The 23,186-nt window shown below is 72.5% G+C and carries 17 protein-coding genes; 2 read left to right on the plus strand and 15 right to left on the minus strand.

Annotated features, from left to right (window positions below):
• Nucleotides 1-124: 124 nt before the first annotated feature.
• The gene (locus ABZ937_RS19760; protein ID WP_361693463.1) at nt 125-3,889 is read left to right on the plus strand and encodes a helix-turn-helix domain-containing protein; all 3,765 of its coding nucleotides are present in this window, start codon (nt 125-127) and stop codon (nt 3,887-3,889) included.
• A 157-nt stretch (nt 3,890-4,046) separates the two neighbouring features.
• Complete coding sequence (locus tag ABZ937_RS19765) at nt 4,047-4,709, plus strand: phosphatase PAP2 family protein (RefSeq protein ID WP_361693465.1); 663 nt, start codon at nt 4,047-4,049, stop codon at nt 4,707-4,709.
• Nucleotides 4,710-4,725: 16 nt separating this feature from the next.
• On the opposite strand, the gene ABZ937_RS19770 is transcribed toward ABZ937_RS19765, so the two are convergent.
• From ABZ937_RS19770 to ABZ937_RS19840, 15 genes are read right to left on the minus strand one after another with little or no spacing between them, the layout of a single operon-like run.
• Complete coding sequence (locus tag ABZ937_RS19770) at nt 4,726-6,051, minus strand: glutamate-1-semialdehyde 2,1-aminomutase (RefSeq protein ID WP_361693467.1); 1,326 nt, start codon at nt 6,049-6,051, stop codon at nt 4,726-4,728.
• Nucleotides 6,052-6,058: 7 nt separating this feature from the next.
• A complete protein-coding gene (gene rfbC, locus ABZ937_RS19775) occupies nt 6,059-6,610 on the minus strand; it encodes a dTDP-4-dehydrorhamnose 3,5-epimerase (RefSeq protein WP_361693469.1) in 552 nt (183 codons plus the stop codon).
• Nucleotides 6,607-7,827: a polysaccharide pyruvyl transferase family protein gene (locus ABZ937_RS19780; RefSeq protein WP_361693471.1), complete on the minus strand. Its 1,221-nt coding sequence runs from the start codon at nt 7,825-7,827 to the stop codon at nt 6,607-6,609. The genes rfbC and ABZ937_RS19780 overlap by 4 nt, the downstream gene beginning before the upstream one ends.
• A complete protein-coding gene (locus ABZ937_RS19785; RefSeq protein ID WP_361693473.1) occupies nt 7,824-8,771 on the minus strand; it encodes a glycosyltransferase family 2 protein in 948 nt (315 codons plus the stop codon). The genes ABZ937_RS19780 and ABZ937_RS19785 overlap by 4 nt, the downstream gene beginning before the upstream one ends.
• Nucleotides 8,768-10,066, minus strand: a complete 1,299-nt coding sequence (locus tag ABZ937_RS19790; RefSeq protein WP_361693537.1) for a hypothetical protein — start codon at nt 10,064-10,066, stop codon at nt 8,768-8,770. The genes ABZ937_RS19785 and ABZ937_RS19790 overlap by 4 nt, the downstream gene beginning before the upstream one ends.
• A 5-nt stretch (nt 10,067-10,071) precedes the next feature.
• Nucleotides 10,072-11,355, minus strand: a complete 1,284-nt coding sequence (locus ABZ937_RS19795; RefSeq protein WP_361693475.1) for a DUF4910 domain-containing protein — start codon at nt 11,353-11,355, stop codon at nt 10,072-10,074.
• Nucleotides 11,343-12,368: an SDR family oxidoreductase gene (locus ABZ937_RS19800; protein ID WP_361693477.1), complete on the minus strand. Its 1,026-nt coding sequence runs from the start codon at nt 12,366-12,368 to the stop codon at nt 11,343-11,345. Before ABZ937_RS19800 ends, ABZ937_RS19795 begins: the two co-directional genes overlap by 13 nt.
• Nucleotides 12,369-12,371: 3 nt before the next feature.
• Nucleotides 12,372-13,019 carry a PIG-L deacetylase family protein gene (locus tag ABZ937_RS19805; protein WP_361693479.1) on the minus strand — a complete coding sequence of 216 codons (648 nt, stop codon included), beginning with the start codon at nt 13,017-13,019 and terminating at the stop codon, nt 12,372-12,374.
• A complete protein-coding gene (locus ABZ937_RS19810; protein WP_361693481.1) occupies nt 13,016-13,810 on the minus strand; it encodes a glucose-1-phosphate cytidylyltransferase in 795 nt (264 codons plus the stop codon). The genes ABZ937_RS19805 and ABZ937_RS19810 overlap by 4 nt, the downstream gene beginning before the upstream one ends.
• Nucleotides 13,807-15,051, minus strand: a complete 1,245-nt coding sequence (locus ABZ937_RS19815) for a class I SAM-dependent methyltransferase (RefSeq protein ID WP_361693483.1) — start codon at nt 15,049-15,051, stop codon at nt 13,807-13,809. The genes ABZ937_RS19810 and ABZ937_RS19815 overlap by 4 nt, the downstream gene beginning before the upstream one ends.
• Nucleotides 15,048-16,259 (minus strand): glycosyltransferase, encoded by a 1,212-nt coding sequence (locus tag ABZ937_RS19820; protein WP_361693485.1) that lies wholly within the window; start codon nt 16,257-16,259, stop codon nt 15,048-15,050. Before ABZ937_RS19820 ends, ABZ937_RS19815 begins: the two co-directional genes overlap by 4 nt.
• Before the next feature lie 2 nt (nt 16,260-16,261).
• A complete protein-coding gene (locus ABZ937_RS19825; protein ID WP_361693487.1) occupies nt 16,262-17,494 on the minus strand; it encodes an O-antigen ligase domain-containing protein in 1,233 nt (410 codons plus the stop codon).
• Nucleotide 17,495: 1 nt separating this feature from the next.
• On the minus strand, nt 17,496-19,031 hold the full coding sequence (locus ABZ937_RS19830; protein WP_361693489.1) for a right-handed parallel beta-helix repeat-containing protein: 1,536 nt from the start codon (nt 19,029-19,031) through the stop codon (nt 17,496-17,498).
• Between the two features lie 8 nt (nt 19,032-19,039).
• Nucleotides 19,040-20,992, minus strand: a complete 1,953-nt coding sequence (locus ABZ937_RS19835) for an alginate lyase family protein (protein ID WP_361693491.1) — start codon at nt 20,990-20,992, stop codon at nt 19,040-19,042.
• Nucleotides 20,989-23,184: a bi-domain-containing oxidoreductase gene (locus tag ABZ937_RS19840; RefSeq protein ID WP_361693493.1), complete on the minus strand. Its 2,196-nt coding sequence runs from the start codon at nt 23,182-23,184 to the stop codon at nt 20,989-20,991. The genes ABZ937_RS19835 and ABZ937_RS19840 overlap by 4 nt, the downstream gene beginning before the upstream one ends.
• Nucleotides 23,185-23,186 lie beyond the last annotated feature (2 nt).

The raw sequence follows: 23,186 nt of genomic DNA on the forward strand, positions 1-23,186 counted from the left end.
CGGCGCATTGTTCGTCAGCCCTCTTCGGCCGCCGAACAATGACGCGATGGGGTCTGCCGGCCCGGGAGCGACCTTGCGTAGGTTGGCCGCTGGTCCGCGGCTCGGTGTCGAAGGAGATGAGACGGTGGCGGGTCGGCGCGAGGTGCCGGTGGATCCGGCCGCGGGGCCGGTGCAGCGGTTCGCGCAGGAGCTGCGCAAGCTGAGGCAGGAGGCCGGCGGCCTCACCTACCGGGTCATGGCTCAGCGCGTGGGGTATTCGGTCACCACCCTGTCCCAGGCGGCGGCGGGCGAGAGGCTGCCCTCCGTGCAGGTGATGCTGGCCTACGTGCGCGCCTGCGGCGGTGACGAGGACGAGTGGCGGGAGCGCCGGCGACAGGCGGCCGCACAGGCGGCGGCCGAACCCGGCGAGGGCTCCGCCGCCCCGCCCCCGTATCGCGGCCTGGCCCGTTACGAGCCGGTGCACGCCGAGCTGTTCTTCGGCCGGGAGAGGCTGACCGCCCGGCTGCTGGACCTGGTCCGCGACCGCCGCCTCACCGCCGTGTTCGGCCCGTCCGGCAGCGGCAAGTCCTCCCTGCTGCGTGCCGGACTGATTCCCCGGCTGCGCGTAGGCGACGGCCCGTCCCCGCGTCCGGCGGCGATCCGCGTCCTGACTCCCGGCGAGCACCCGATGGGTACCCACGCGCCCCGCCTGGCCCCGGTGCCGGACGCGGACGCGGACACCTGGCTGATCGTGGACCAGTTCGAGGAGCTCTTCACCCTGTGCCGGGACGCGGCCGAACGCACCGACTTCATCGACCGGCTGCTCGCCGCCCGCGCCCCCGGCAGCCGGCTGCGCGTGGTCGCCGCGGTCCGGGCGGACTTCTACGGCCACTGCCTGGAACACCCTGGCCTCACCGCGGCGCTGCGGGACGCCACGGTCCCGGTCGGACAGATGAGCCGTGAAGAACTACGGGAGGCGATCGTCAGACCGGCCGCCGGCGTCGGACTCGTCGTGGAGCGCTCCTTGACCGCCCGGCTGCTGGACGAGGTCGAGGGCGAGCCGGGCGCGCTGCCGATGATGTCGCACGCGCTGCTGGAGACCTGGCGTCACCGCACCGGCCGCACCCTGACCGAGACCGCCTACGAGGCCGCCGGCACCCTGCACGGTGCGATCGCCAAGACCGCCGAAGACGTCTACAGCCGCTTCACCGAGAGCCAGGCCCGCACCGCCCGCCGGCTGCTGCTGCGCCTGGTCACCCCCGGCGACGGCACCCCCGACACCCGCCGGCCCGCGGAACGTGCCGAGCTGCAGGCCACCAGCGGTCACGAGACCACCCAGGTTCTCCAGGCACTGTCCGCCGCGCGCCTGCTCGTCCTCGACAACGATGCCGTCGACCTGGCCCACGAGGCCCTGCTCACCGCCTGGCCCCGGCTGCGCGGCTGGATCGACACCGACCGTGAACGTCTGCGCGCCCACCGGAGGCTGACCGAAGCCGCCCGCACCTGGGAGGAGCTCGGCCGTGACCCGGGCGCTCTGTACCGGGGCGCCCTCCTCGTCACCGCGCAGGAACACTTCGCCGGCGGGTCCGCGCAGGACCTGACCGTTCCGGAACGCGATTTCCTCGCCGCCTGCCTCACCGCACGCGAGCGGGAACAACACCTCGCGGCCCGTACCGCCCGGAAACTGCGCCGGTCCGCGGCCGCCCTGTCCGTCCTGCTCGTCCTCTCTCTCATCGCCGGCCTGACCGCCTTTCGCCAGAGCCAGTTCTGGAAGCGAGAGCAACTGCGGGCCGAGGCACGCCGTATCGCCGCGGTGGCCGACGGCATACGTTCCGAGGACCCGAAGAGAGCCATGCTGCTCAGCGTGGCCGCATGGCGGCTGGCGGATCTTCCCGAGACGCGCTCGGCGCTGCTCGCCGCGGCGTGGCAGAAGGAGGAGGACGCCTTCACGGTGCCCGGCGGCGATCCGTCCGCAGGCCGGTCTCTCGACCTGGACGGGCGGACCGTGGTCAGCGCCGGCCGGAAACAGGTGACGCAATGGGATGTGTCGACGCACCGACAACTGGCGTCCTTCCCCGGCCTCGGACCGTACGCCGACGACTACCCCGAGGTGAGTGCCGAGTCGCACACCGCGGTGCTGAACAGCGACAGCGGCGTGCGGCTGTGGAACGTGGCCGAAGGCAGACCGACAGGCCGGCCGCCGGTCCGCGGGGCAGTCGGACAGATGAGCCCCAGCGGACGGACCGTCATCGTCTACGGTGCGGACCGCAGCGTGCGGTTCAGGGAGATCGCGAGCGGCCGCACGCTGCTGGAGCGGCGTGCCGGCGCCGCCGACGGCCCTGTCCGGGGCAACGCGAGCCCTGATGACCGTTTGCTGGCCCTGTGCCGCGGCAGTTCTGCCCGCCTGGAGGTGTACGACACGGACAGCCGGCGAGAACTGACCGCCGCGCAGCTGTCGGAAGCCCGATCCGGCTGCCGCGGCCTGCAGTTCTCCTTCAGCCGGGACAGCAGAGCGCTGCTGACCCTGACCACCAAGAAGATACAGGTGTGGCAGGTGTCCTCCGGGAAGCTCCTCCACACCGTCGGGCACCCGGGAACCGTCGAAGCGGTCCTCAGCCCGGACGGGCAGTTCCTGGCGGCCGTCGACACGGACGAAATCCTCGTCTGGCGGGTTGCGAACCCTGCCGATCCGGTATTCCGTCACTCCCTCGTCGACGAGACGGCCGGCTCACTGCGCTGGGCTCCCGGCGGCCGCATGCTCCGCTATCTCGCAGGCCGGCACGCATCCACGGTCAGGACCCTCCACCTCGGTCCTGTCGTGGCTTCCGGCTGGTCCCGCCGACCCCTCACGACAGTGGAATTCAGCGCGGACGGCGATGTCCTGGCCACCGCTCGCTCGTCCCCCGACGGCGACGCCGTCCACTTCCGGTTCCGTGACCTGCGCAGCGGCCGCGTACACCGCGCCGACCTGCCCTGCCCTGCCGCCGGGGCGGAACCGGACGACGGCGGACGCTGTCACACCCTCGCCGCACTGACCCCGGACGGACGGACCCACGTGTACGGCGTCACCCGCACGACCGGCACCCGTCAGCGGACCGTCATCGCCGTCGGAGGCGCACAGGAGGGCAGGGAGCTGCACATCGCGGCCTCCAGCCCGAAGACGAGGCCCGTCCGGGACATCGAGGTGAGCCCGGACGGAAACCTTCTCTACATCCCGTACTCCCTGGACGACCGCATGACGACCGACGCTCAGCTCATCGCCGACGATCAGTGGACCGAGATCTGGGACCTGCGCCGCCGGAAGAAGGTCCACGTCCTCCCCGACGTGGGCGGAGACGTCCTCGCGCTCCGCCCGGACGGCAGGCTGCTCGTCACCTCGTCCGGGCAGGTGGTCGACCTCCCCTCCGGACGGATCACGCGCCGGGTGCTGAGCCAGGACGCGATCCGGTCCCTGTCCTTCAGCCGCGACGGAACACACCTCGCGGTCGGTGACGCGTCCGGACGCGTCACCGTCTGGGACAGCCAGGTGAGGCGTCAGACGTTCGCCGCAGCCACCAGAGGCGGCACCGGAGGGAGCCCCGCGGCGGTCTCGGCGCTGGCTTTCTCCCCCGACGGCCGCACGCTGGCAGCGGGCACCCGCGACACCGTCCAGTTGTGGGACACGGCATCGCCTCAGCAGTACGGCCTCGCCCTGCCCGGCACCGGTGCGCCGCCCTCGTCCATGACCTTCACCGCGGACGGACGGAAACTCAGGACAGCGGGGAGCCTGACGCCGCTGTACACGTACGCGACAGACCCCCGTTGGGGTGCCGACCGGACCTGCCGACGCGCCGGACGGACCCTCTCGCGCGCCGAATGGAGAGCCGGCCTTCCCCGCACCCCGTACAGGAACGTGTGCCGAGCACACTGAAGGCCGTGTGCCGCGACCGCATTGTTGGCTAGGGTGGCAAGCCGCAGGGCGATCCGCAGCAACGGAGACAGGAAGTCGCTGATTCATGGCTGCCCACCGGTCGGCTGAACGACCGCACCCTCACCCGGCCCGCGGATCGACCGGACACGGTGGGCCTGTGACCGGCCGGCCGGCGCCCGCGGTGCTGCCCCCGCCGCTGCGCCTGTGGCTCGGGCTGATCGCGGCCCTCGCCGCGCTGGTGGTCGTCGTGCTCGGGGTCCTGTACGCCGGCCACAGCGAGCCCAGCCGGGTGGACAGGTGGATCATCCGGCCGACGGCGGACAGTGTGCGGCCGCCGTGGCGGCACGTCGCTCTGGCCCTGGACTTCCTGGGGGAGCCCGCCGGATCGGCGATGCTGATCGTGGCCGCCGTGGCGGGCTGCCTGCTGCTACGGCGCCCTCGGGCGGCCGTGCTCATCGTTGTCGGCGCCGGCATGACCGTGGGGACGGCGACGCTGCTCAAGCACCTGGTGGGACGCACCATCCACGGCGAGGGCAACCTGTCCTATCCGAGCGGGCACACCGCCTTCCTCACCGCGCTCGCCCTCGTCCTGGCGCTGTCCGCGACCGGCCGGCTCGGTCTCGGCAGGACGGCCGGCCTGTCACTCGTGCTCGCGGCGGCGCTGGTCGCCGGGGCCGCCATGGGCTGGGCGCAGGTCGCCCTGGGCGCCCACTACCCGACCGACGTCCTCGGCGGCTGGTGCACCGCGCTGGCGGTGGTACCGGCGACCGCGTGGCTGGTCGACCGGACGGCCGACGCCCGTCAGCCAGGACGCCGCTGACGTCACGCCGCTGACGTCACGCCAAGCGGCGGAACACGGGCTTCACCGGCCGTCCGGCCAGCCACGGGGCGGGGTCACCGGCGTCCAGGGCCTTCCGGTACACCGCACACGCCTCGGCCACCGCGTCGACGGTGTGATCGATGTCGGCGTCACTGAGCGCGCTGCTCACCACGAACGACGGGGCCAGCACCCCGCCCGCGAGGAGCCTGCGCAGGAACAGGGTGCGGTACCGCTGTGACGGCTGCCGGTTCTCGTCGAGGGTGGCGAAGACCAGATTGCTGGCCCGGCCCCGGACGACGACGTGGTCGCCGACACCCATGCTCGCCGCGGCCTCGCGGACACCGGCCGCCAACCGCTCGCCGAGGGTGTGCAGCCGCGCGGTCACGCCCTCCTCGACGTAGGTGGTCTGCACGGCCATCGCGGCTGCCAGGGAGTGCGTTTCCGCACCGTGCGTCGTGGACAGCAGGAACACCCGGTCGCCGGAGTGACGCAGCCCGCCCCGCTCCATCAGGTCCCGGCGCCCGGCCAGCGCGGAGACGGCGAACCCGTTGCCCAGCGCCTTGCCGAACGTGGAGAGGTCGGGGACGACGCCGTACAGGCCCTGCGCGCCCGCCTCGGACCAGCGGAAGCCGGTGATCATCTCGTCGAAGACCAGTACGCAGCCGTGCCGGTCGGCCAGCTCGCGCAGGCCGGCGAGGTACCCGGGCGGCGGCTCGGTGTGGGTGGCGGGCTCGAGGATCAGGCAGGCGACCTCGTCCTGGTACCGGGTGAGCAGTTCCTCCGTGGCGGCCAGGTCGCCGTACGGGAAGGACACGGTGAGCTCGGTGGTCGACTCCGGGATGCCGGCGGACATCGGCGTCGTACCGATGAACCAGTCGTCGACGGAGAAGAACGGATGGTCGGCGCAGAGGGCCACCCGCGGGCGCCCGGTGGCGGCGCGGGCGAGGCGCACCGCGGCGGTGGTGGCGTCGGAGCCGTTCTTCGCGAACTTCACCATCTCGGCGGTCGGCACCGTGGCCAGGAAGCGTTCCGCGGCCTCGACCTCCACGATGGACGGCCGGACGAAGTTGCTGCCGCGGTCGAGTTCCCGCCGCACCGCCTCGATCACGCGCGGGTGGGCGTGGCCGAGGCTGACCGACCGCAGGCCGGAGCCGTACTCGATGTAGCGGTTGCCGTCGATGTCCCACACATGGGCACCGTGGCCGTGGCTGATGACCGGGGCCAGGTTCTCGGGGTACTGGTCGTCGCCCTTGGCGTAGGTGTGCGCGCCCCCGGGGATCATGGCGTGCAGCCGCTCGTTCGCCGTCCGCGACCGGGGTAGTTCGAACTCTTCGGTGGCCAAGCCGGCTTCACCCTTCCTTGTGCTTCAGGACCTCGGCGAGGCTCGGTGCCTCCCGGTCCCGCTGGGACATCGAGGTGACCGGCAGCGGCCAGGGGATGGCCAGCTCCGGGTCGTCGAAGGCGATCGTCACGTCCTCGGCCGGATCGTGCGGGCGGTCGATCCGGTACGAGGTGTCGGCGGTTTCGGTCAGCGCCTGGAAGCCGTGCGCGCACCCCGCCGGTATGTACAGGGTCTTCTGCGTCTCGCCGGACAGCTCGAAGAAGGCCCGGCCCCGGTACGTCGGCGAGTCCGGGCGCAGGTCCACGACCACGTCGAAGATCCTCCCGTACGAGCACCGCACCAGCTTGGCCTCGCCCGCGCCGGAGCGCAGGTGCAGGCCGCGCAGCACGCCCCGGACCGAGCGGGACAGGCTGTCCTGGACGAAGGCGTCCGGGTCGAGGCCCACCGAGCGGACCACGTCGGCGTCGAAGGTGCGGCAGAAGAAGCCGCGCTCGTCGGCGTACGGCGTCGGCTCGAACAGGTACGCGCCGGCGATCTCCGGGACTTCGGTCGCTTTCATCGAGCCTCCCGTGAGGTGTGGGCGTGGTCGGCCGCCGGGAACAGGGCCGTCGTCAAGGCGGTGAACTGGTCCTCCAGTTGCCGGGCGGCGGCCCGGTTCCGCTCGGCGAGGGTCTGCCGCAGCTCCGCCGATCTCTTCTCCAGCTCCCGGAACTGTTCGAGCAGCCGGTCGGCGTCGACCTCGCGCGCCGGGTGGCAGTAGGCGCCGAGGCCCATCCGGTCCATGAGCGCGTCGCTCTTGGCCGCATAGCTGAGGGCGAGCGTCGGTGTACCGGCCTTCAGCGCGCAGATCAGGTTGTGGTAGCGGATCGCCACCACGGTGTCGGCAGCCGCCGTCTCCTTCATCAGGTCGGCCAGCGAGGCTGCCTCGGCGGCCGTGACCAGCGGCGAGTCCACCGCGTCGAGGATCGCGTCGACCACCGGCGCGTCGACCCCGTCGCCGGTGAGCAGCCGGACCGGCCTGCCGTCCTCCACCAGCGCGCGCACGAACCGGATCGTCCCGTCCAGGTAGCGCCGGTGGATCTCCTCGGCCCGGGCACGGTCGTCGTTGCCGCCGCGGAAGGCCATGACGCCGACACAGACCAGGCCCGGCGGGCCCGGGGGCGCGCTCGCCGGCGGGGTCGGCAGGGAGAACGCCAGGTCCGGGTAGACCTCGTCGCGCGCGGTGTCCACGCCCATCGCCCGCATGGCGTCGCGGGACTGGGCGTCCCGGTACGACCGGTACGCGGCCAGCCGCGCCGACCAGCGCACCAGGGCCCGGGTCGGCCGGTTGCCGATCGTCGCGGCGCCGACGCTGACCAGCGCGACCCGGGTGCCGAACAGCCGGCCGGACGCGCAGAGCAGGAACAGCGCGTACGGGAAGCCCCACGGCCGCAGCGGCAGCGTGGCCTCCAGGACGCCCATGCCCGGCACGATCACCACGTCGTGCCGGCGCACCCAGGCGGCGGTGCGGAAGACGTCGACGAGTTTGCCCAGGCCCTTCCCCGCCATCGCGCCCGCACGCGACGCGGTCCGGTACTCCCCGCGGTACCAGTGCAGCCGCGTCGCGGGGATCCCGAACCGGGCCGTGACCGCCTCGGGTCCGCCGCACAGCGCGTCCACGGCCGCCTCCGGGTGCTCGGCGCGGAGGTACCCGAGCACCGCCTCGAGTGATCCGTCGTTGCCGAGGTTGCCGGAGCCGAGGAGGCCGAACACCCCCACACGCGTCGCCGTCTTCATGCCCGTCGCCCCTCACGGCCCGCGACGAGGGCGTCGACGGAGACGGTGAGCTCGGCCGGGTCGACGGGGGCGCGGTCCTCGACCCGCTCGCCGGCGCCCGGCCTGACCCGGCTGGTCATCCAGGCGGCCAGGTGGCGGTGGCACGCGCGCCGGTCGGCCGCGGACAGCGGCGCCCGCCGGATCGCCGACGCGAAGCCCCAGACGTACTCGGCGAGCAGCCGGGGCGTCGGGTGCAGAAGGCCCGCCCGGCGCGGGTCCAGGTTGACGCACCGGGAACGCTTGGACGGGTTCGCCCGCTCGGCGCGGGTGGGGTGGTCGCGGCGGAAGTACAGCAGCTCCGGCACCTGGTGGAAGCGGCCGTGCAGGGCGATTTCGGCGACGAACGTGCGGTCCGCGTGGTGGTAGCTGTCCATCGGCTTCACCCGGCGCAGCGCGGCGGCCCGGATCACGCCGTAGAAGTCGTCACCGCCGGGCTCGAACAGCATGCTGCGGAAGCGCTCCGGCGGGTGCGGCGAGCCGGTGGCGAGCGTGTACTCGTACGGCACCTTCACCTGGCCGTCGCCGTCGATGACCGCCTGGTCGGCGTGCGCGAGGATCACGTCCGGCCGCTCGTCCAGCGCCTGGACGCAGCGCCGCAGCAGATCACGGGCGTACAGGTCGTCGTGCGAGGCCCACTTGAACAGCTCGCCGCGCGACGCGGCGAACACCCGGTTGTGGTTCGGCGTGGCACCGATGTTCCGGGGCAGGCGAAGGTACCGGATGCGCGAGTCCTGCGCGGCGTACTTGCGGCAGATGTCCTCGGTCCCGTCGGTCGAGGCGTTGTCGGAGATGACCAGCTCGAAGTCCTCGTAGGTCTGGCCGAGCAGGGCGTCGAGCGACTCGGCCAGGTACTCCTCGCCGTTGTACACGGGCAGGCCGATGCTCAGCCTGGGTTGCGCGGTCATGAAGTCCTCACTTCGGGAACGGAGTTGTGGTGGCGCTCGCGCAGGGCGGACCGCAGGTGCAGCCACCACACGGCCGAGCCGCTGACGGTCGCGGCGGCGACGCCCCAGGCCGAGCCGACCGTGCCGGCCACGGCCGCCCCGCCGAGCCCGCCGCCGACGTAACAGACGGAGGCGAACAGCTGGCAGCGCAGGCTGCGCCGGGCCGCGCCGAGCGCGCGCAGCCCGGCCGCCGCCCCGGTGCCGAGGCCGGCGCCCGCGACACCGAGGGTGATCGGCACGATGAGCTGCGAGGCGGAGTGCCACACGGCGCCGAGCGCCAGCTCGCCGAGCCGGTCCGGCATCAGCAGCAGCGCCCCGCCCCAGAGCAGCGCGGCGGCGGCCTGCCCGCCGCCGAGGAGGAGGCAGAACGTCCCGAGCCGCTGCGGGGCCTGCCGCAGTACCCGTGCCGCCTCCGGGACGGTGACCAGCGACAGGCCCATCAGCACGGCGAGGAACGGGCCCATCAGGAGCTCGGCGCCCCGGACCGCACCCACCGCACCGACCCCGACGATCGCGCCGAGTCCGTACGCCCGCAGCTGGCTCGCGCCGCTGAGGCTGACGTTCTCGACCAGGTACCGGTAGCCGAGATCGCGCTGCTCGCGAAGCCACCCGCGCGCCTGGGCCGTCCGGGGCCGGATGCCGGACTGGAGGTAGCCGTACCCGGCGGCCACCGTGGCGGACGCACCCCAGGCGAGCACGAAAGCGGCGACGCTGCCCACGCCGGCCGCGACGACCATGGCGGGGACGAGCGCCACGCCCCACACGAGGTCGTTGACGAACGCCTTCCGCCCGGCGCCGGCGGCGAAGAACGAGAACCGCCAGGCGTCCTGGAGCAGCAGCCCCGGCAGCATGACGCCGAGGGCGGCGAACGCGGGCCCCACACGGCCGCCGAGAACCGGCCCGACCACCAGACACACCGCGCCGATGGCCGCACCCACGCCGAGAGCGGTACCCGTCGACCGGGCCACCGCCCCGCGCCAGGACGCGTCCGACACGCCGCTGAAGCGCACCACGAGCGGGTCGGTGGCAAGGCCGCGGGAGACGTTCAGTACCACGCCGTAGGTCACCCAGGCCAGGCTGAACACGCCGAACGCGGTCACCCCCAGCGAGCGGGCCACGTAGATGCCCACCGCGAAGTTGGAGATGCTGGAGGCCGCCTGGTCGGCCAGCCCCCAGGACAGCCGGCCGGCGAGGGCCCGCCTGGCGGACCCGGCCGGTGGCGCCGTTGCCTGCGGATTCTCCTCCTCGGTGGTCATCGGCGTCATGCCTTGATCAGTCCGGCGCCGTGCAGGGCGCCGGCCGCGGCGGCGACGGTGTCGAACGGCAGCCCGGACCGCTCGGCGACGTCCAGCAGACTGTGCTCGCCGTCGGAGAGGTTGAGCACCCAGAGCATGGCCATCTGGGCCTGCTTGGTGTCGCTGCGGCCACCGAGCGCGTCGTACAACCCGCGCCGGCCCAGCTGCGGTTCGCCGTAGGGGCTGAGGTTGAGGTACCTCCGGTTGCGGTCGAGCACGGCGAACGCCTCGCGGCAGACGGCGAGGGTGTCCGCCATCGCCTTCGGGGAGACGAAGTCCAGGTTGTCCGCCGACGTGTGGTACTCGGGGTAGCCGGCGTACGGGGTCCTGGTGAGCGAGCCCACGCCCAGATCGAACCCGGGCGAGCAGAACTGCCGCTCGTCGTAGCCGTACGGAGTGAACTCGGCGATGCGGTGCGGGCGTTCGGAGGCAGCCAGCACATACCGCATCACCCGGTCGATCTCCGCGTCGCCGCGTCTGCTCCGCTTGTACGTCAGCTGCCCTCGGTCACCGGCGCAGGCCAGCACCAGACCGTGCTTGACCCGGTCCACCCGCTCCGCGTTGCGGGCCAGCCAGGTGATCGCCCCGATGGTGCCGGGCGCGAAGATGAACCGGTAGGTGTAGTACGGGATTCGCTCCGCCAGCGCCTTGGCCAGGAACGTGGCCACGGCGACGCCGGCCATGTTGTCGTTGGCCAGCGACGGGTGGCAGACATGGCAGGAGACGATCACTTCGTCGGGGACCTGGCCGGGGACCACGTGCTCGGCGTAGGTGAGGTGGCCGTCCGCGAGCGTGGAGTCGATACGCACCTCGTACTCGCCGTCCGGCAGCGCGTCCAGGGTGTCCTGGGCCAGGCAGAACCCCCAGTCCGGCTTGTAGTAGCTGGTGCGGTACGGCACCCAGGACGGGTGGTCCGGCAGGGTGTGCAGGTGCTCGCGCAGTTCGGACAGCGGCATGGTCGCCGACACCGGCACGCTGTAGCCGAGCACGTGCAGGCTGGACGCGCCGAAGTCGACGACCCGGTGACCGGCGGTGTCGGCGATGTACGCGTCCCGGATGTTCCACTCCTGCGGCACCGTCCAGTCGAGCACCTGGGTCCCGGTCGGCACCTCGTGCACCTGGAGCGGGATGTGCTCCTGGACGATGTCCAGGGTGGCGCGCACACCGTCGCCGGTGATGCTCCGGCACAGCGGGTACAGCCGCTCCACCAGCGCGTACATCTCCTCGCCGATCGCCGTCACGGGCGCCACCGCAGGGTGTCGTCCACGGCCCCGGCGTCGGACGCCGCGCGCAGCACGGCAAGGCGGGTGAAGCGCCGGTCGAAGTCCTCCCGGGTCAGGTCGAACTTCCGGTAGGCGTCGGCGAGTTCGAGCGCGCCCCGCTTCACCGTCCACTCGCAGTCGAAGCCGGGGATCGCGGCGCGGAACCGGGAGAAGTCCACCCGGTACGACCGCGGGTCGGCACCGGTCTCCCCGGTGATCACCACCTTGGAGCCGGACACCGCCTCGGCGACCTGCCCGGCGATCTCGGCGACCGTGACGTTGTTGGTCTCGCTGCCGATGTTGAACGCACGGTCGTGCACCGCCTCCCGCGGCGCGGTCAGCGCGGCCGTGAAGGCCCGTGCGATGTCGGCGGCGTGCACCAGCGGGCGCCAGGGGGTGCCGTCGGAGAGCACCAGCACCTCGCCGGACAGCAGCGCGTGCCCGACGAGGTTGTTCAGCACGATGTCGGCGCGCAGCCGGGGCGAGTAGCCGAAGGCGGTGGCGTTGCGCATGAACACCGGGCTGAAGTCGCCGTCGGCCAGCTCGTGCAGGTCGTCCTCCACCCGCACCTTGGACTCCGCGTACGGCGTCACGGGGCGCAGCGGGGCGTCCTCGGCGACCAGGTCGTCGCCGCCGGCGGCGCCGTAGACGGAGCAGGTCGACGCGTACAGGAAGCGCCGCACTCCGGCGTCGCGGGCCAGCCGGGCCAGCCGTACGGACGCGTGGTGGTTGATGTCGTAGGTGAGTTCCGGCGCCAGCGAACCCAGCGGGTCGTTGGACAGCGCGGCCAGGTGGATCACGGCGTCCACCCCGGCCACGTGGTCGGCCGTGACGTCGCGCAGGTCCACCCGGTGCCCCTGCGGGTCCGCGGGTGTCGGGCCGAGGACGCAGTCGGCGAACAGGCCGGAGTCGAGGCCGACGACCTCGTGCCCGGCGGCCTTGAGGACCGGGGCCATCACGGTGCCCAGGTAGCCCTGGTGTCCGGTCAGCAGTACGCGCAAGGTTCAATCCCCCAGGTCGAGCGTGAGTTTGGTGACGGCGAACGCCTCGGCGTAGCGCTCGTGGCATTCGATTCCGCGGATCCGGGCCAGGCCGAGGAAGGCCTCCCGGTCGTACCAGGGCCGGTGCCGCTGCGAGGGGTAGTGCTCCTGCAGCAGCCGCACCTTCTCCTCGGCGATCTCGGGCGACAGCGGCTGGTAGGCCGACTGACGGCCGAGATCGCCGTCCCACTTGACGATCTCGTAGCCGAGGACGAGGTGGTCGCGGAAGGCGGTCGGTATCAGCTGAGCCAGGCCGCGGTGGTCCTGGTGCGCGTCATCGGTGCGCGGGGCCAGGACGAGATCCGGCTCGGTCTGTGCGCGCAGTTCCTCGACCGCGGCCTTGGCCTCCTCCCAGTGCGCGGGCATGCGGCCGTCCGGCAGCTTGTGCACGGTCAGCCGCAGGTCGGCGCCCGGGCAGAAGGCGGCGAGCGCGGCCTGCTCCTCCTGCTCGCGCTCGCTGCCGCCGCCGGAGAGCACCAGCGCGTCGACGCGGAGACCCGGCCGTGCGCGGCACAGTGTCAGCAGCGTGCCGCCGGCGCCGATGGCGATGTCGTCGCAGTGCGCGCCCACCGCGACGATCCGGTCCAGGCTCCCGGCCCCGAGCCGGATCACGCGCCGACCCCGGCGCTGTCCCGCTCCCACACGGCCCACGGGCGGTCGCCCCGGGCGTAGGCGGCGTCGAGCGCGGCCCGTTCCTTCACGGTGTCGGTCGGCTTCCAGAAGCCCCGGTGCTGGTGCGCCACCAGCCGCCCGCGCTTGGCCAGTTGGGCACATCCGTCGGCGACCAGGTCCCCGTTCTCCGGGATGTGGTCGAAGACCTCCTGGCGGAGCACGAAGTAGCCGCCGTTCTCCCACAGCGGCAGTTCGCTCACCGCGGTGATGCCGCCCACCAGGCCGTCCTCGCCCAGCTCCACGCAGTGGAACGACGACTGCGGCGGCACCACCATCATCGACGCACCGGCGTCGCGCCGGGCGAAGTTCTCGATCATCTCCGGCAGCGGGGCGTCGGTGAGCACGTCGGCGTAGTTGGCGAGGAACATCTCGTCCCCGTCCAGGTGGTGCCGCACCCGGCGCAGCCGCTCACCGATCGGTGACTCGATGCCGGTCTGCGCGAACGTGATGGTCCAGTCCGCGATGTCGGTGGACAGCAGCTCGGTCCGCCCGCCCCGCAGCACGAAGTCGTTGGACGTCGTCTCCTCGTAGTTGAGGAAGAAGTCCTTGATGTGGTGGGCGCCGTAGCCGAGGCACAGGATGAACTCCTTGTGCCCGAAGTGCGCGTAGTAGCGCATGACGTGCCAGATCAGCGGCCTGGGGCCGACCATCGCCATCGGCTTGGGCACGTCGTCCGCGGCACCGCTGCGCATCCGCATCCCGTAACCGCCGCAGAACAGGACGACCTTCATCGCTTGACCTCGACAATGCTCAGTTCCGGGATGGGGAAGACCAGCCGGCCGCCCCACTCGTGCACGTAGGACAGCTGCTCGACCAGCTCGGCCCGCAGGTTCCACGGGAGGACGAGGACGTAGTCCGGTCTGTCGGCGGCGATCTGCTCGGGCGGCAGGATCGGGATGCGGGTGCCCGGGGTGAACCTGCCGTGCTTGTACGGGTTGCGGTCGACCGTGTACGGGAGCAGGTCGGGCCGGATGCCGCAGTGGTTGAGCAGGGTGTTGCCCTTGCCCGGGGCGCCGTAGCCGACGACCGTCGCGCCGCGCTCGGCCGCCTCGATGAGGAACCCCAGCAGATCGCGGCGCACCTTGGCCACCCGGGCGGAGAACTCGGTGTACCCGGACAGCTCCTGCAGCCCGGCGGCCTTCTCCCGGGCCAGTACGTCGGCCACCCGCCGGGTCGGCTCGCCGGCCACCTCGGCCGGCCGGGCCCACAGCCGGATGGAGCCGCCGTGCGTGGGCAGCAGCTCGACGTCCACGAGCGTGAGTCCGCCGCTCGCAAGGGCTCGGATCGCGGAGGCAACGGTGTAGTACTGGAAGTGCTCGTGGTAGATCGTGTCGTACTGGTTCTCCTCGATCAGGGTCAGCAGGTGCTGCACCTCGATGGAGACCCAGCCGTCGTCGGCGACCAGGGCGCGCAGCCCCTCGGTGAACCCGACCACGTCGGGGATGTGCGCGTACACGTTGTTGGCCACGACCAGGTCCGCCGGGCCGTGTTCGGCGCGGACGGCCGTACCGGTCTCCGGGCTCAGGAACTCCGTGAGCGTGGGCACGCCCGCGTCCCGCGCCGCGGCGCCGACGTTCACCGACGGCTCGATGCCGAGGCAGCGGATCCCCCGGTCCACCACGTGCCTCAGCAGGTACCCGTCGTTGCTCGCGACCTCGACCACGAAGGCGTCGGGACCCTTGGCGTCGAGACCCACCCGCTGTACGGCGTCGGCGACGAACGTGCGCGCGTGCTCCACCCAGGACGTCGAGTACGAGGAGAAGTACGCGTACTCCTTGAACGTCTCCTCCGGCGTGATCAGCGGCGGGATCTGCGCCAGCCAGCAGTCGGTGCAGACCCGCAGGTGCAGCGGGTACGCCGGCTCCGGTTGATCCAGTCGGTCCGCGGCGAGAAAGCTCTCGCATGGTGGCGTCGCCCCGAGATCGACGACGCTCGCCAGCGCCGCCGAGCCGCAGAGTCGGCATCGTGTCATTTACTGCCCCCCATTGATTCCGTCCGACCCGCGATCGCGGTGCGGTATTCCTCCACCAGGCGCTCCAGCCCGACGGCCGGGCTGAAACCCTGCTCGTAACGGCGCCGGGCCGCCTGGCCCATCTCCCGGCCCAGGTCCGGCTCGGCCGTGATCCGGCGTATGCAGGACGCGAGCGAGGCGGGCTCGCCCGGCCGGTGCAGCAGCCCGGTCACGCCGTCCTCGACCAGCTCGACGAAGGCGCCGTGACCGGCGGCGACGACCGGGACCCCGGCCGCCATCGCCTCCACGACCACCAGGCCGAACGCCTCCAGCCAGGTCGACGGAGCCACCACGGCGACCGACCGCGCGATGGCCTGACGGCACTGCGCCGGGTCGTACAGACCGACGTAGCGCACGTCGTCCCGGCCCGCCGCCCAGGCGGTCACCTCTCGCTCCAGTGGCCCCGTGCCGGCGATGACGAGCGGTACGCCCACACCGCCGCTCGCTGCGATCTCGTCCCACGCGGTCATGAGCAGCCGTACGCCCTTGGCCTCCGCGAGCCGGCCGAGATACAGCAGGTGCTCGCCGGTGCCCGTTCGGCAGGCGCCCGGGTCGGGCACGAAGTTGTGCTTCACCGCCAGCCGCTCGGCCGGCATGCCGGCCCGGACCAGGACGTCGCGCTGCGCCGCGGAGATGCAGAGGAACCGCTCCACGCCGGACCACCACCGCCGCCGGTTGACCGACAGGCTGACCGCGAGCGGCACCGTCGCCAGGCGGGAGTTCCGGTAGCAGCCGTGCCGGACGGCGGGCAGCGGCGCCGCCGACCCGACGCACTCGGCGCACGGCCGGCCGTCCCGCTGCAGCGTGCCGGGCGGGCAGACCTGGGTGTAGTTGTGCAGCGTGGCGACGGCGGGCACGCCGACGTCGGCGCAGGCGGCGAGGACCGCGGGCGACAGGAGCGGGAAGACGTTGTGGACGTGCACGACGTCCGGCCGCTCGGTGCGCAGCCGGGCGGCGAGTTCGGTGCGGACCGCCGGGTTCCACGGCACGAGGAGCGGCACGGCGGCCTTGCCCAGCAGGGACCGGGCGGCGATGTCGTCGCTGCGCCGCTCGAACACCTCGACCCGGTGGCCGGCCGCGCGCAGCAGCTCCACCTCCTGGTCGACGACCTTGTTCTCCCCGCTCGGCTGCGCCGAGGCGTAGCGGTTGTGCACCACGAGGACGTGCATGCTCAGGTCACCTCCGATCTCAGGGCCCATCGCGGGACGCGGCGTCGAGGGGCGTCCGGCGTCGAGCGGGGGGTGGCCGCGGCAGGTGCCGCCAGCAGCGAGGCGGCCACGGTCAGATGCAGCAGATACGGCGAGGCGTCGCCGAGACCGGCCTCGGTGTACGACGCGATCGCGCAGTAGCTGATCAGGAAGATCGCGCAGGCCCTGGACAGCGACGGGGGCCGCAGCAACGCGACACCGCCCAGCACGATGACGATCGCCGCGACGAGGGTGACGCCGATCAGACCCTGCTCGTTGTAGACGGCCAGCCAGCTGTTGTCGATCGGCAGCCCGCCGAACGACTTGTCGCCCAGGCCCACGCCGAACAACTTCTCCGAGGTCGTCCGGGGCGCGGCCAGCAGGGCGTCCCAGACCTTGGCCCGGCCGGTGAGGTTGGAGAAGTTCTCTTTGCTCTGCCCGCGCAGGAACCACGCCTGCAGCGCGGAGGCGAACCCCACCGCGGCCACCGTGGCGCACAGCACCGCCCAGCCGAAGAACCGGCGTGCGGCGGCGCTGGTCAGGACGAGCGAGCCGATCGCCAACGCCAGCCCGATGAGCAGGCCGAGCGTGGCCGTCCGGGTATGGGTCAGCGCGAGCAGGACGAGCGACGGCACGATGACCACCGCCGCGCTGACCCTGTCGGTCCGGCGGCCCAGGACGAGCAGCACGGTGAGCCCGGTGATCACCGCGGCGTACTGTCCGATCTGCGGCGGGGTGAGCGGCCACAACGCGCCGACCAGCCGCCCGCCGTAGAGCTCGGGCATCGCGGCGCCCGGCGACACGACCAGGCCGGCGGCCACCGACCCGAGCACCGCGAAGTACATCCGGATGTGGTGCCGGACGAACGTCAGGTCGCCGTCCCACCAGCGGCTGAGCAGCCACAGCGTGCCGACGAAGAGAGCCAGCCGGGCGCAGCGGAACAGCGCGCCGAACCCGGACTCCAGGTCCGCGCTGGAGATCACGCTCGCCACCAGCAGCAGGGTGAGCAGCAGCAAGAAGGCGCTGGCCCGGATGCGCAGCCGGAGATTGACCGCGAGCGCCAGCGCGAACGCGGCGACCAGCGCGCCCATGGTGACCATCTGGATGAGGGAGCGCGGGAGCGGAACGATGGTCTTCGCCCCGGCGGAGCCGAGCGTGTTGAGGACCAGCAGCCCCCAGACTGTCCCGACGATCTTCGGCGTGTGGTCCGTGCCCATCTCAACCACCGTCCCGAGCGCGGAAGGTGCTGCCCGCGTCCTGCTGGTACGGCGCGCTCTGCCACTGCCAGGAGTCGAGGATCCGGCTCGGGTCGTGGACGACGAACTTCCACGATCCGACGTAGACGTTGTCGTGCCAGCGGTTGTGCTGCTCGCGGGTGATCGCCTCGGCCACCCGCTCGCCCTGGTACGGCGACCAGTCCGGATAGGTGCCGTAGTTGGCCAGGAGTGCCATGCGGCCGCACTTCTCCACGCACTTGACGACGGACTTGTCCAGCACGAAGCGGTTGTCGTGGATGTCCACCCGCTGGGTCTTCCACCGGCAGTCGGCGTAGAGCGGTGCCTTGGCGATCGCCGGTCTCGCGCAACTGCCGGTCTTCTTCACCAGCAACGTGCAGTCACCGGACGAGGTGTTGGCCGGGCTGTTGCAGAACCGGTCGGCGTTCTCCCACAGGGTGATCCCGGACCAGTTGTCCTCCAGCACGTTCCGGTAGATCTCGATCCTGTCGGTGCGGGCCCGGATCCGTGGCTCGCCGCCGGACTCGGACAGGTACACGGTCGCGAACGGGAAAGTGTCACCGCGTTCGGCCGCCCTGCGGCCCTCGACCCAGTTGTTCCGCCGGATCGTGTTGTCCCGGATCACCGCGTTGTAGCTGGTCTCGTAGATCAGCGCGGCACCGTCGTTGGCCTCGAGCACGTTGTCCTCGATGCGGAAGTCGTTGTTGTTGGTGTCCGCCCACAACCCGGCTCCGCGGTTGTCGTGCACCCAGTTGCCGCGTACGTCGGCGCCGTCCACGGCCCAGAACTTGATGCCTCCGGTGCAGCCGCAGCCCTTCCGCCGCCGCTCCCAGTCGCCGGTGTTGTTGCCCGTGATCTCGTTGCCCTCGACCACCAGGCCGCGGAGGGGGGCACCGTCCTTGTACGCGTTCATGCCGTACTGCCCGTTGCCGCGCAGGCAGCTGGCGCGGACCCGCTGGCGGGCACCGGCCATCAGCCCGGCGCCGGAGTTGCGCTGGATCGTCGCGTGCTCGATCAGCCACCCGTCGGCCGAGTCATGGTTGACCACGCCCTCGTTCTGCGGCGCGACGAAACCCTGCACGGTCAGGTAGCGGATGGTGACGTCGCGGGCGGTACCGCCGAACGCGTACTGATTGATCTTCCGGCCGTCGAGCACCGCGCCCGGCGCGCCGAGGTAGCGGTCCCCCTTCTTGGGGATGACCTGGGCGTAGCGGTTGCGCTCGAGCCGGTGCTTGCCCGGCCGAAGCCAGAACGTGGTGTTCGGGGGGCTGCTCTTGGTCTTGGCGGCCAGGTCACCGACCTTCGCGGGGTCGACCGTCACCGCGCCCGCCGGCGCCTTCGCCGGCCCGGCCGCGGGCTCGGCGCACACATGGGCCACGGATCGGGCCGCGGACGTGGAGGGCGCGGCGGTCGGCCCCGCTGCCGGGACGCCCGATGTGCCCTCACAGCCGGTCGCCGCCAGCAGGGCCAGCGCCAGCGGTACCGACGGCAGCACCCAGTGCCGTCTCTTGATCCCCACGCGCCCCCCTAGCCGTGGAACCTGAGGACGGTGGTGAAGCCCTCCACGCCGTCGGCGAAGCCGGTGCCGACCAGCGTGGTGGCGGGTTCCTTGCGCCCGAAGCCGGGGGAGTACCAGCCCAGCGGAGGGTCGGTCTCGCCGCGATGCGCCCGCCAGGACAGCTGCCCGGGCAGGTCGAGCACCGCGGAGCGGTCCTCGCCGTCCCGGGCCCAGGTGAGCTGCGCCCGGTTCCCCGTCAGGTCCGCGGCGATCGCCGGGCCGAGGTGGAACGCCAGGCGCACGGCCCGGCGCGGGCCGCGCACCTCGTCGACCACCCTCAGCTCCCGGCTCGCGGCCGTCAGCTCCACCCGGCGGCGGTGCACGGAGCCCTGGTAGCCGTCGTGCTCGGCACACCAGCGGGCCACACCCGCGTCGGACGTGTCCGCGACCAGGACGCGGCTCTCGGCGTGCCGGGTCCACAGGAACGGGCCGCCGGAGACGGACTGGTCACCGCCGTCCAGTTCCAGGGTGTTGTGGCCGAGGGTCGACCGGAAGTACCGCCGCCACTCGGGTTGCCCGTGGTAGCAGTACGTCCCCGGGTCGGCGAGGACATCGACCCCGTCGTGCCGGACCTCCACGGACAGCGCGTCCGCGTGGGCATGCGCGGCGATGGACAGGAAGCCGTGCGGACCGCCGTCGCAGCGGCACCAGATCTCCCCCGGACCGCGCAGGACGGTGAGCCCGGCGTCGGCGAAGTGGGCCGGCCGGCTCGCCGGGCGGGACACGGACAGTTCCGTGGGCTTGATGAGCGCGGCCAGCAGCGAAGTGCGCACATCGGTGCCGGTCACCGCCGGCCACCAGGCGAGCCGGCCGAACACGGCGCCCCCGGTGGCCAGCAGCGAGGCCCAGCGGTCGGTGCCCGCGCCGTCCACGACCAGACCGTGCCCGTCGTCCGCGTCCCCCTGGCGCGGCGGCCGTAGCCGGTTGTCCACGACGGCCGCCAGCGCGTCGGTCATCCGCAGCAGCACCAGCCGGATCGACGCGGGGACCGGCACGCCCGCCGCATCCGCCTCGGCCACGGCGGCCAGGCCGAGCTCCAGCACCAGTCCGTGATACTCGGTGGCCAGCTCGCGGTTGAGGCCGGAGAGGTAGGTGTTGCCGCGCAGATGCCGCTCCAGCGACCGCAGCGCGTCGGTCCGCCAGCGCGCCGAGGAGGGGAACCATCCGAACGCGCAGGCCGCGGCGAACTGCCCGGCGGCCTCGGCGATGACGTGGTTGTTCGCCGAAGACCCCCGGCTGGGGAAGGCGGCCAGCCAGTTCTGGTGGTGCCAGATCTGGTTCCGCGCCACCGGGTTGCCCTCGAACAGTTCGGCCGCGCCCGGCCAGCCGTCGAGCAGCCGGCGGATCCACACCCAGGACAGCAGCCGGATCCCCAGCTCGATGCCGCTGGTCCAGTGCACCCCGCGCAGCGGCGCGTTGGCCTGCCACCACGACCGCAGGTGCTCGGCCACCCGCTCGGCGTACCGCTCGTTCCCGCTGATCGCGTAGGCGGCGGCGAGGACGGTGAGGTACTGATGCCGGGACAGCTCCCAGATCTGCTTGATGTCCCCGACCGCGTCCTCGTTCCGGTACGGCACGTCGAAGGCGTAGCCCCACGGAGCCCGGCGCCCGGTCTTCGGGTCGTACCACCAGTCCGGGTCGGCCAGGTCGTCGCGGACCACCCCGAAATACTCGGCGTGCCCGTACATCAGCCGGTCCGCCTCGGCGATGAGCCGTTTCGCGGCGTCCGCGGGCACCGCGGCGATCGTCCCGGCGGGCAGTACGGCGGTGAACCGGGCGCCGGTCACGCTCGGGCTGTCCGGCCGCGCCGACCGCCACCGCCGCCTGCGCACCGCGTCCGCCGTCCGGCCGGCGACCTCCTGCGGTCCCATCCGGGACAGCCGCCGCAGGTACCAGCCCGGACTCCCCGAGCTCACAGTCATCGCGCCCTCGCCAGTGTCACCGGCGCGCCGCCGGCCAGGCCGGCCTGCACGGCGAGGGTGGCCGCCGTGGTGGCGACCAGCGACTGAAGCGGCACCGGCATCGGCCCGCCGGTCCGCACGGCCTTGACGAACGCGGCCAGTTCGGCGTTCTGGCCCTTGTCGCGGGCCTTGGGCAGCCGCGAACTGACCCACCGCTTGCGGCCGTAGACCGAGGCACGGACGAAGTCGTCGAGCCGCAGCGCCCTGCCGTCCGCGACCAGGTCCAGCGTCTCCTTGGGGAAGCCGGCCGGGCCGCTGGTGACGTAGCTGATGGTGGCGGTGGACCCGTCCGGGTAGCGCAGTACGACCTGGAGGTCCTCGTTGCCGGACGAGGCGACCGCGTACACCGAGACGGGGTCGGCGTCGAGCAGCCAGCTCGCCGTGTCGATGAAGTGCCCGCCCTCGCCGGCGAACCGCGAGCCCTCGGTGCCCTGTTGCAGGTACCAGCTGCCGTGCTGCAGCCGGCCCGCGTTGACCAGGTAGCGGAGGTTCGCCGGCCCGGTCCGGGCGCCGAACCGCTGCCGGGCCTCCCGCAGCAGCGGCGCGAACCGGCGGTTGAAGCCCACCTGCAGCCGGTCGTTGCCGGACTCCTCCACCGCCGCGAGCACGCCGGCCAGCTCGTCCTCGGTGAGCGCCAACGGCTTCTCCACGAACACGGTCTTGCCGGCCAGCAGTGCCTTCCGGGTCAGTTCGGCGTGCGAGCTGTGCCGGGTGACGACGAACACCGCGTCGATGGACTTGTCGCCGAGCACGGCGTCGAGATCGGTGGTCGCCTCCGCGAAGCCGAACTTCCGCTGCGCGTTGGCCGCGGACAGCGCCGTCGTGGTGACGACCGTCGACAGCTCGACGCCCTCGCGCTGTGCCAGGTGCGGCAGCAGCATCGACGTCGCGTAGTTGCCCGCGCCGACGAACGCGAGGCGTACCGGCGTCCTGGCCGCCCGGACCGGACTCGGCTTCATGCCTTTGGCGGACACAGCCACCGCGGGCACGGCCACCGCCGGGGTCGTCGACTCGGTCTTTTCGGCCTCCTGTCCGGGATAACGGAACAGCACGGCCACGGCCTTCAGATCGCCGTCCTTCAGGCGCTGGTACGTCTCCACGGCGTCGTCGAAGTCGGCGACGTGGGAGACCAGGGGCTCCACGTCGACGCTCCCGCGGGCCATGAGATCGAGGAAGCACGCCAGGTTGCGGCGCTCGGTCCAGCGCACATAGCCGATCGGGTAGTCCCGCCCCTCCAGCTCGTACTCCGGGTCATAGCGACCGGGGCCGTACGACCGGGAGAACCGGACGTCGAGTTCCTTCTCGTAGTACGCGTTCCACGGCAGGTCCAGGCGGCACTTGCCGATGTCGACGACCCGGCCGCGGTCCCGGCAGAGCCGGGCGGCCAGCTCGACGGGCTGGTTGCTGCCGCCGCCAGCGGCCAGGTACACCTGGTCCACGCCGTGACCGGCGGTGAGCTCGGCGACGGCGGTCTCCACGGCCGCGGAGGAGGGATCGCCGCAGGCCGCCGCGCCCAGGCGCTCGGCCAGCTCGCAGCGGACCGGGTCGGGGTCGGCCCCGACGACGCGGACCCCCGAGGCGGCCAGGAGCTGCACAACCAGCTGCCCGATCAGCCCGAGGCCGATGACCAGCGCCACCTCGCCGAGTTGCGGCTCGCCCTGGCGGACGCCCTGCAGCGCGATCGACCCGACGGTGCCGAAGGCCGCGTGCCTGGGCGCGAGGCCGTCCGGCACCGGGGTGTAGAGGTTCTTCGGCACCCAGTTCAGCTCGGCGTGCAGCGCGTGCTCGTTGCCGGCGCAGGCCACGAGGTCGCCGGCCTTCACATCGTCGATCCCGGCGCCGACCTGCTCGACCACCCCGCACAGCGAGTAGCCCAGCGGCGTGTAGGAGTCCAGCTTGCCCATCACCTTGCGGTAGGTGGCGGGCACCCCGTTGGTGGCCACGCTCTGCATGACCTTGGCCACCTGGTCGGGGCGGGAGCGGGCCTTGCCCAGCATCGACATGCCGGCCTCGGACACCTTCATCAGCTCGGTGCCGGTGGAGATCAGCGAGAAGGCGCTGCGGACCAGCACACCGCCCGGCTTGCACCCCGGCACCGGAACGTCGAGCACCGCCAGCTCGCCGCTCTTGTAGTTCTGTACAACCTGCTTCACCC

Origin of the sequence: Streptomyces sp. NPDC046727 (assembly GCF_040645635.1) — a bacterium.
Taxonomy (GTDB): Bacteria; Actinomycetota; Actinomycetes; order Streptomycetales; family Streptomycetaceae; genus Streptomyces.

What these genes read in the sequence shown, in the direction of transcription:
- ABZ937_RS19820 (WP_361693485.1), bottom strand. Translation starts at nt 16,259, where the DNA reads ATGCACGTCCTCGTGGTGCACAACCGCTACGCCTCGGCGCAGCCGAGC.
- ABZ937_RS19825 (WP_361693487.1), bottom strand. Translation starts at nt 17,494, where the DNA reads ATGGGCACGGACCACACGCCGAAGATCGTCGGGACAGTCTGGGGGCTG.
- ABZ937_RS19785 (WP_361693473.1), bottom strand. Translation starts at nt 8,771, where the DNA reads ATGACCGCGCAACCCAGGCTGAGCATCGGCCTGCCCGTGTACAACGGC.
- ABZ937_RS19810 (WP_361693481.1), bottom strand. Translation starts at nt 13,810, where the DNA reads ATGAAGGTCGTCCTGTTCTGCGGCGGTTACGGGATGCGGATGCGCAGC.
- ABZ937_RS19835 (WP_361693491.1), bottom strand. Translation starts at nt 20,992, where the DNA reads ATGACTGTGAGCTCGGGGAGTCCGGGCTGGTACCTGCGGCGGCTGTCC.
- ABZ937_RS19815 (WP_361693483.1), bottom strand. Translation starts at nt 15,051, where the DNA reads ATGACACGATGCCGACTCTGCGGCTCGGCGGCGCTGGCGAGCGTCGTC.
- rfbC (WP_361693469.1), bottom strand. Translation starts at nt 6,610, where the DNA reads ATGAAAGCGACCGAAGTCCCGGAGATCGCCGGCGCGTACCTGTTCGAG.
- ABZ937_RS19780 (WP_361693471.1), bottom strand. Translation starts at nt 7,827, where the DNA reads ATGAAGACGGCGACGCGTGTGGGGGTGTTCGGCCTCCTCGGCTCCGGC.
- ABZ937_RS19790 (WP_361693537.1), bottom strand. Translation starts at nt 10,066, where the DNA reads ATGACCACCGAGGAGGAGAATCCGCAGGCAACGGCGCCACCGGCCGGG.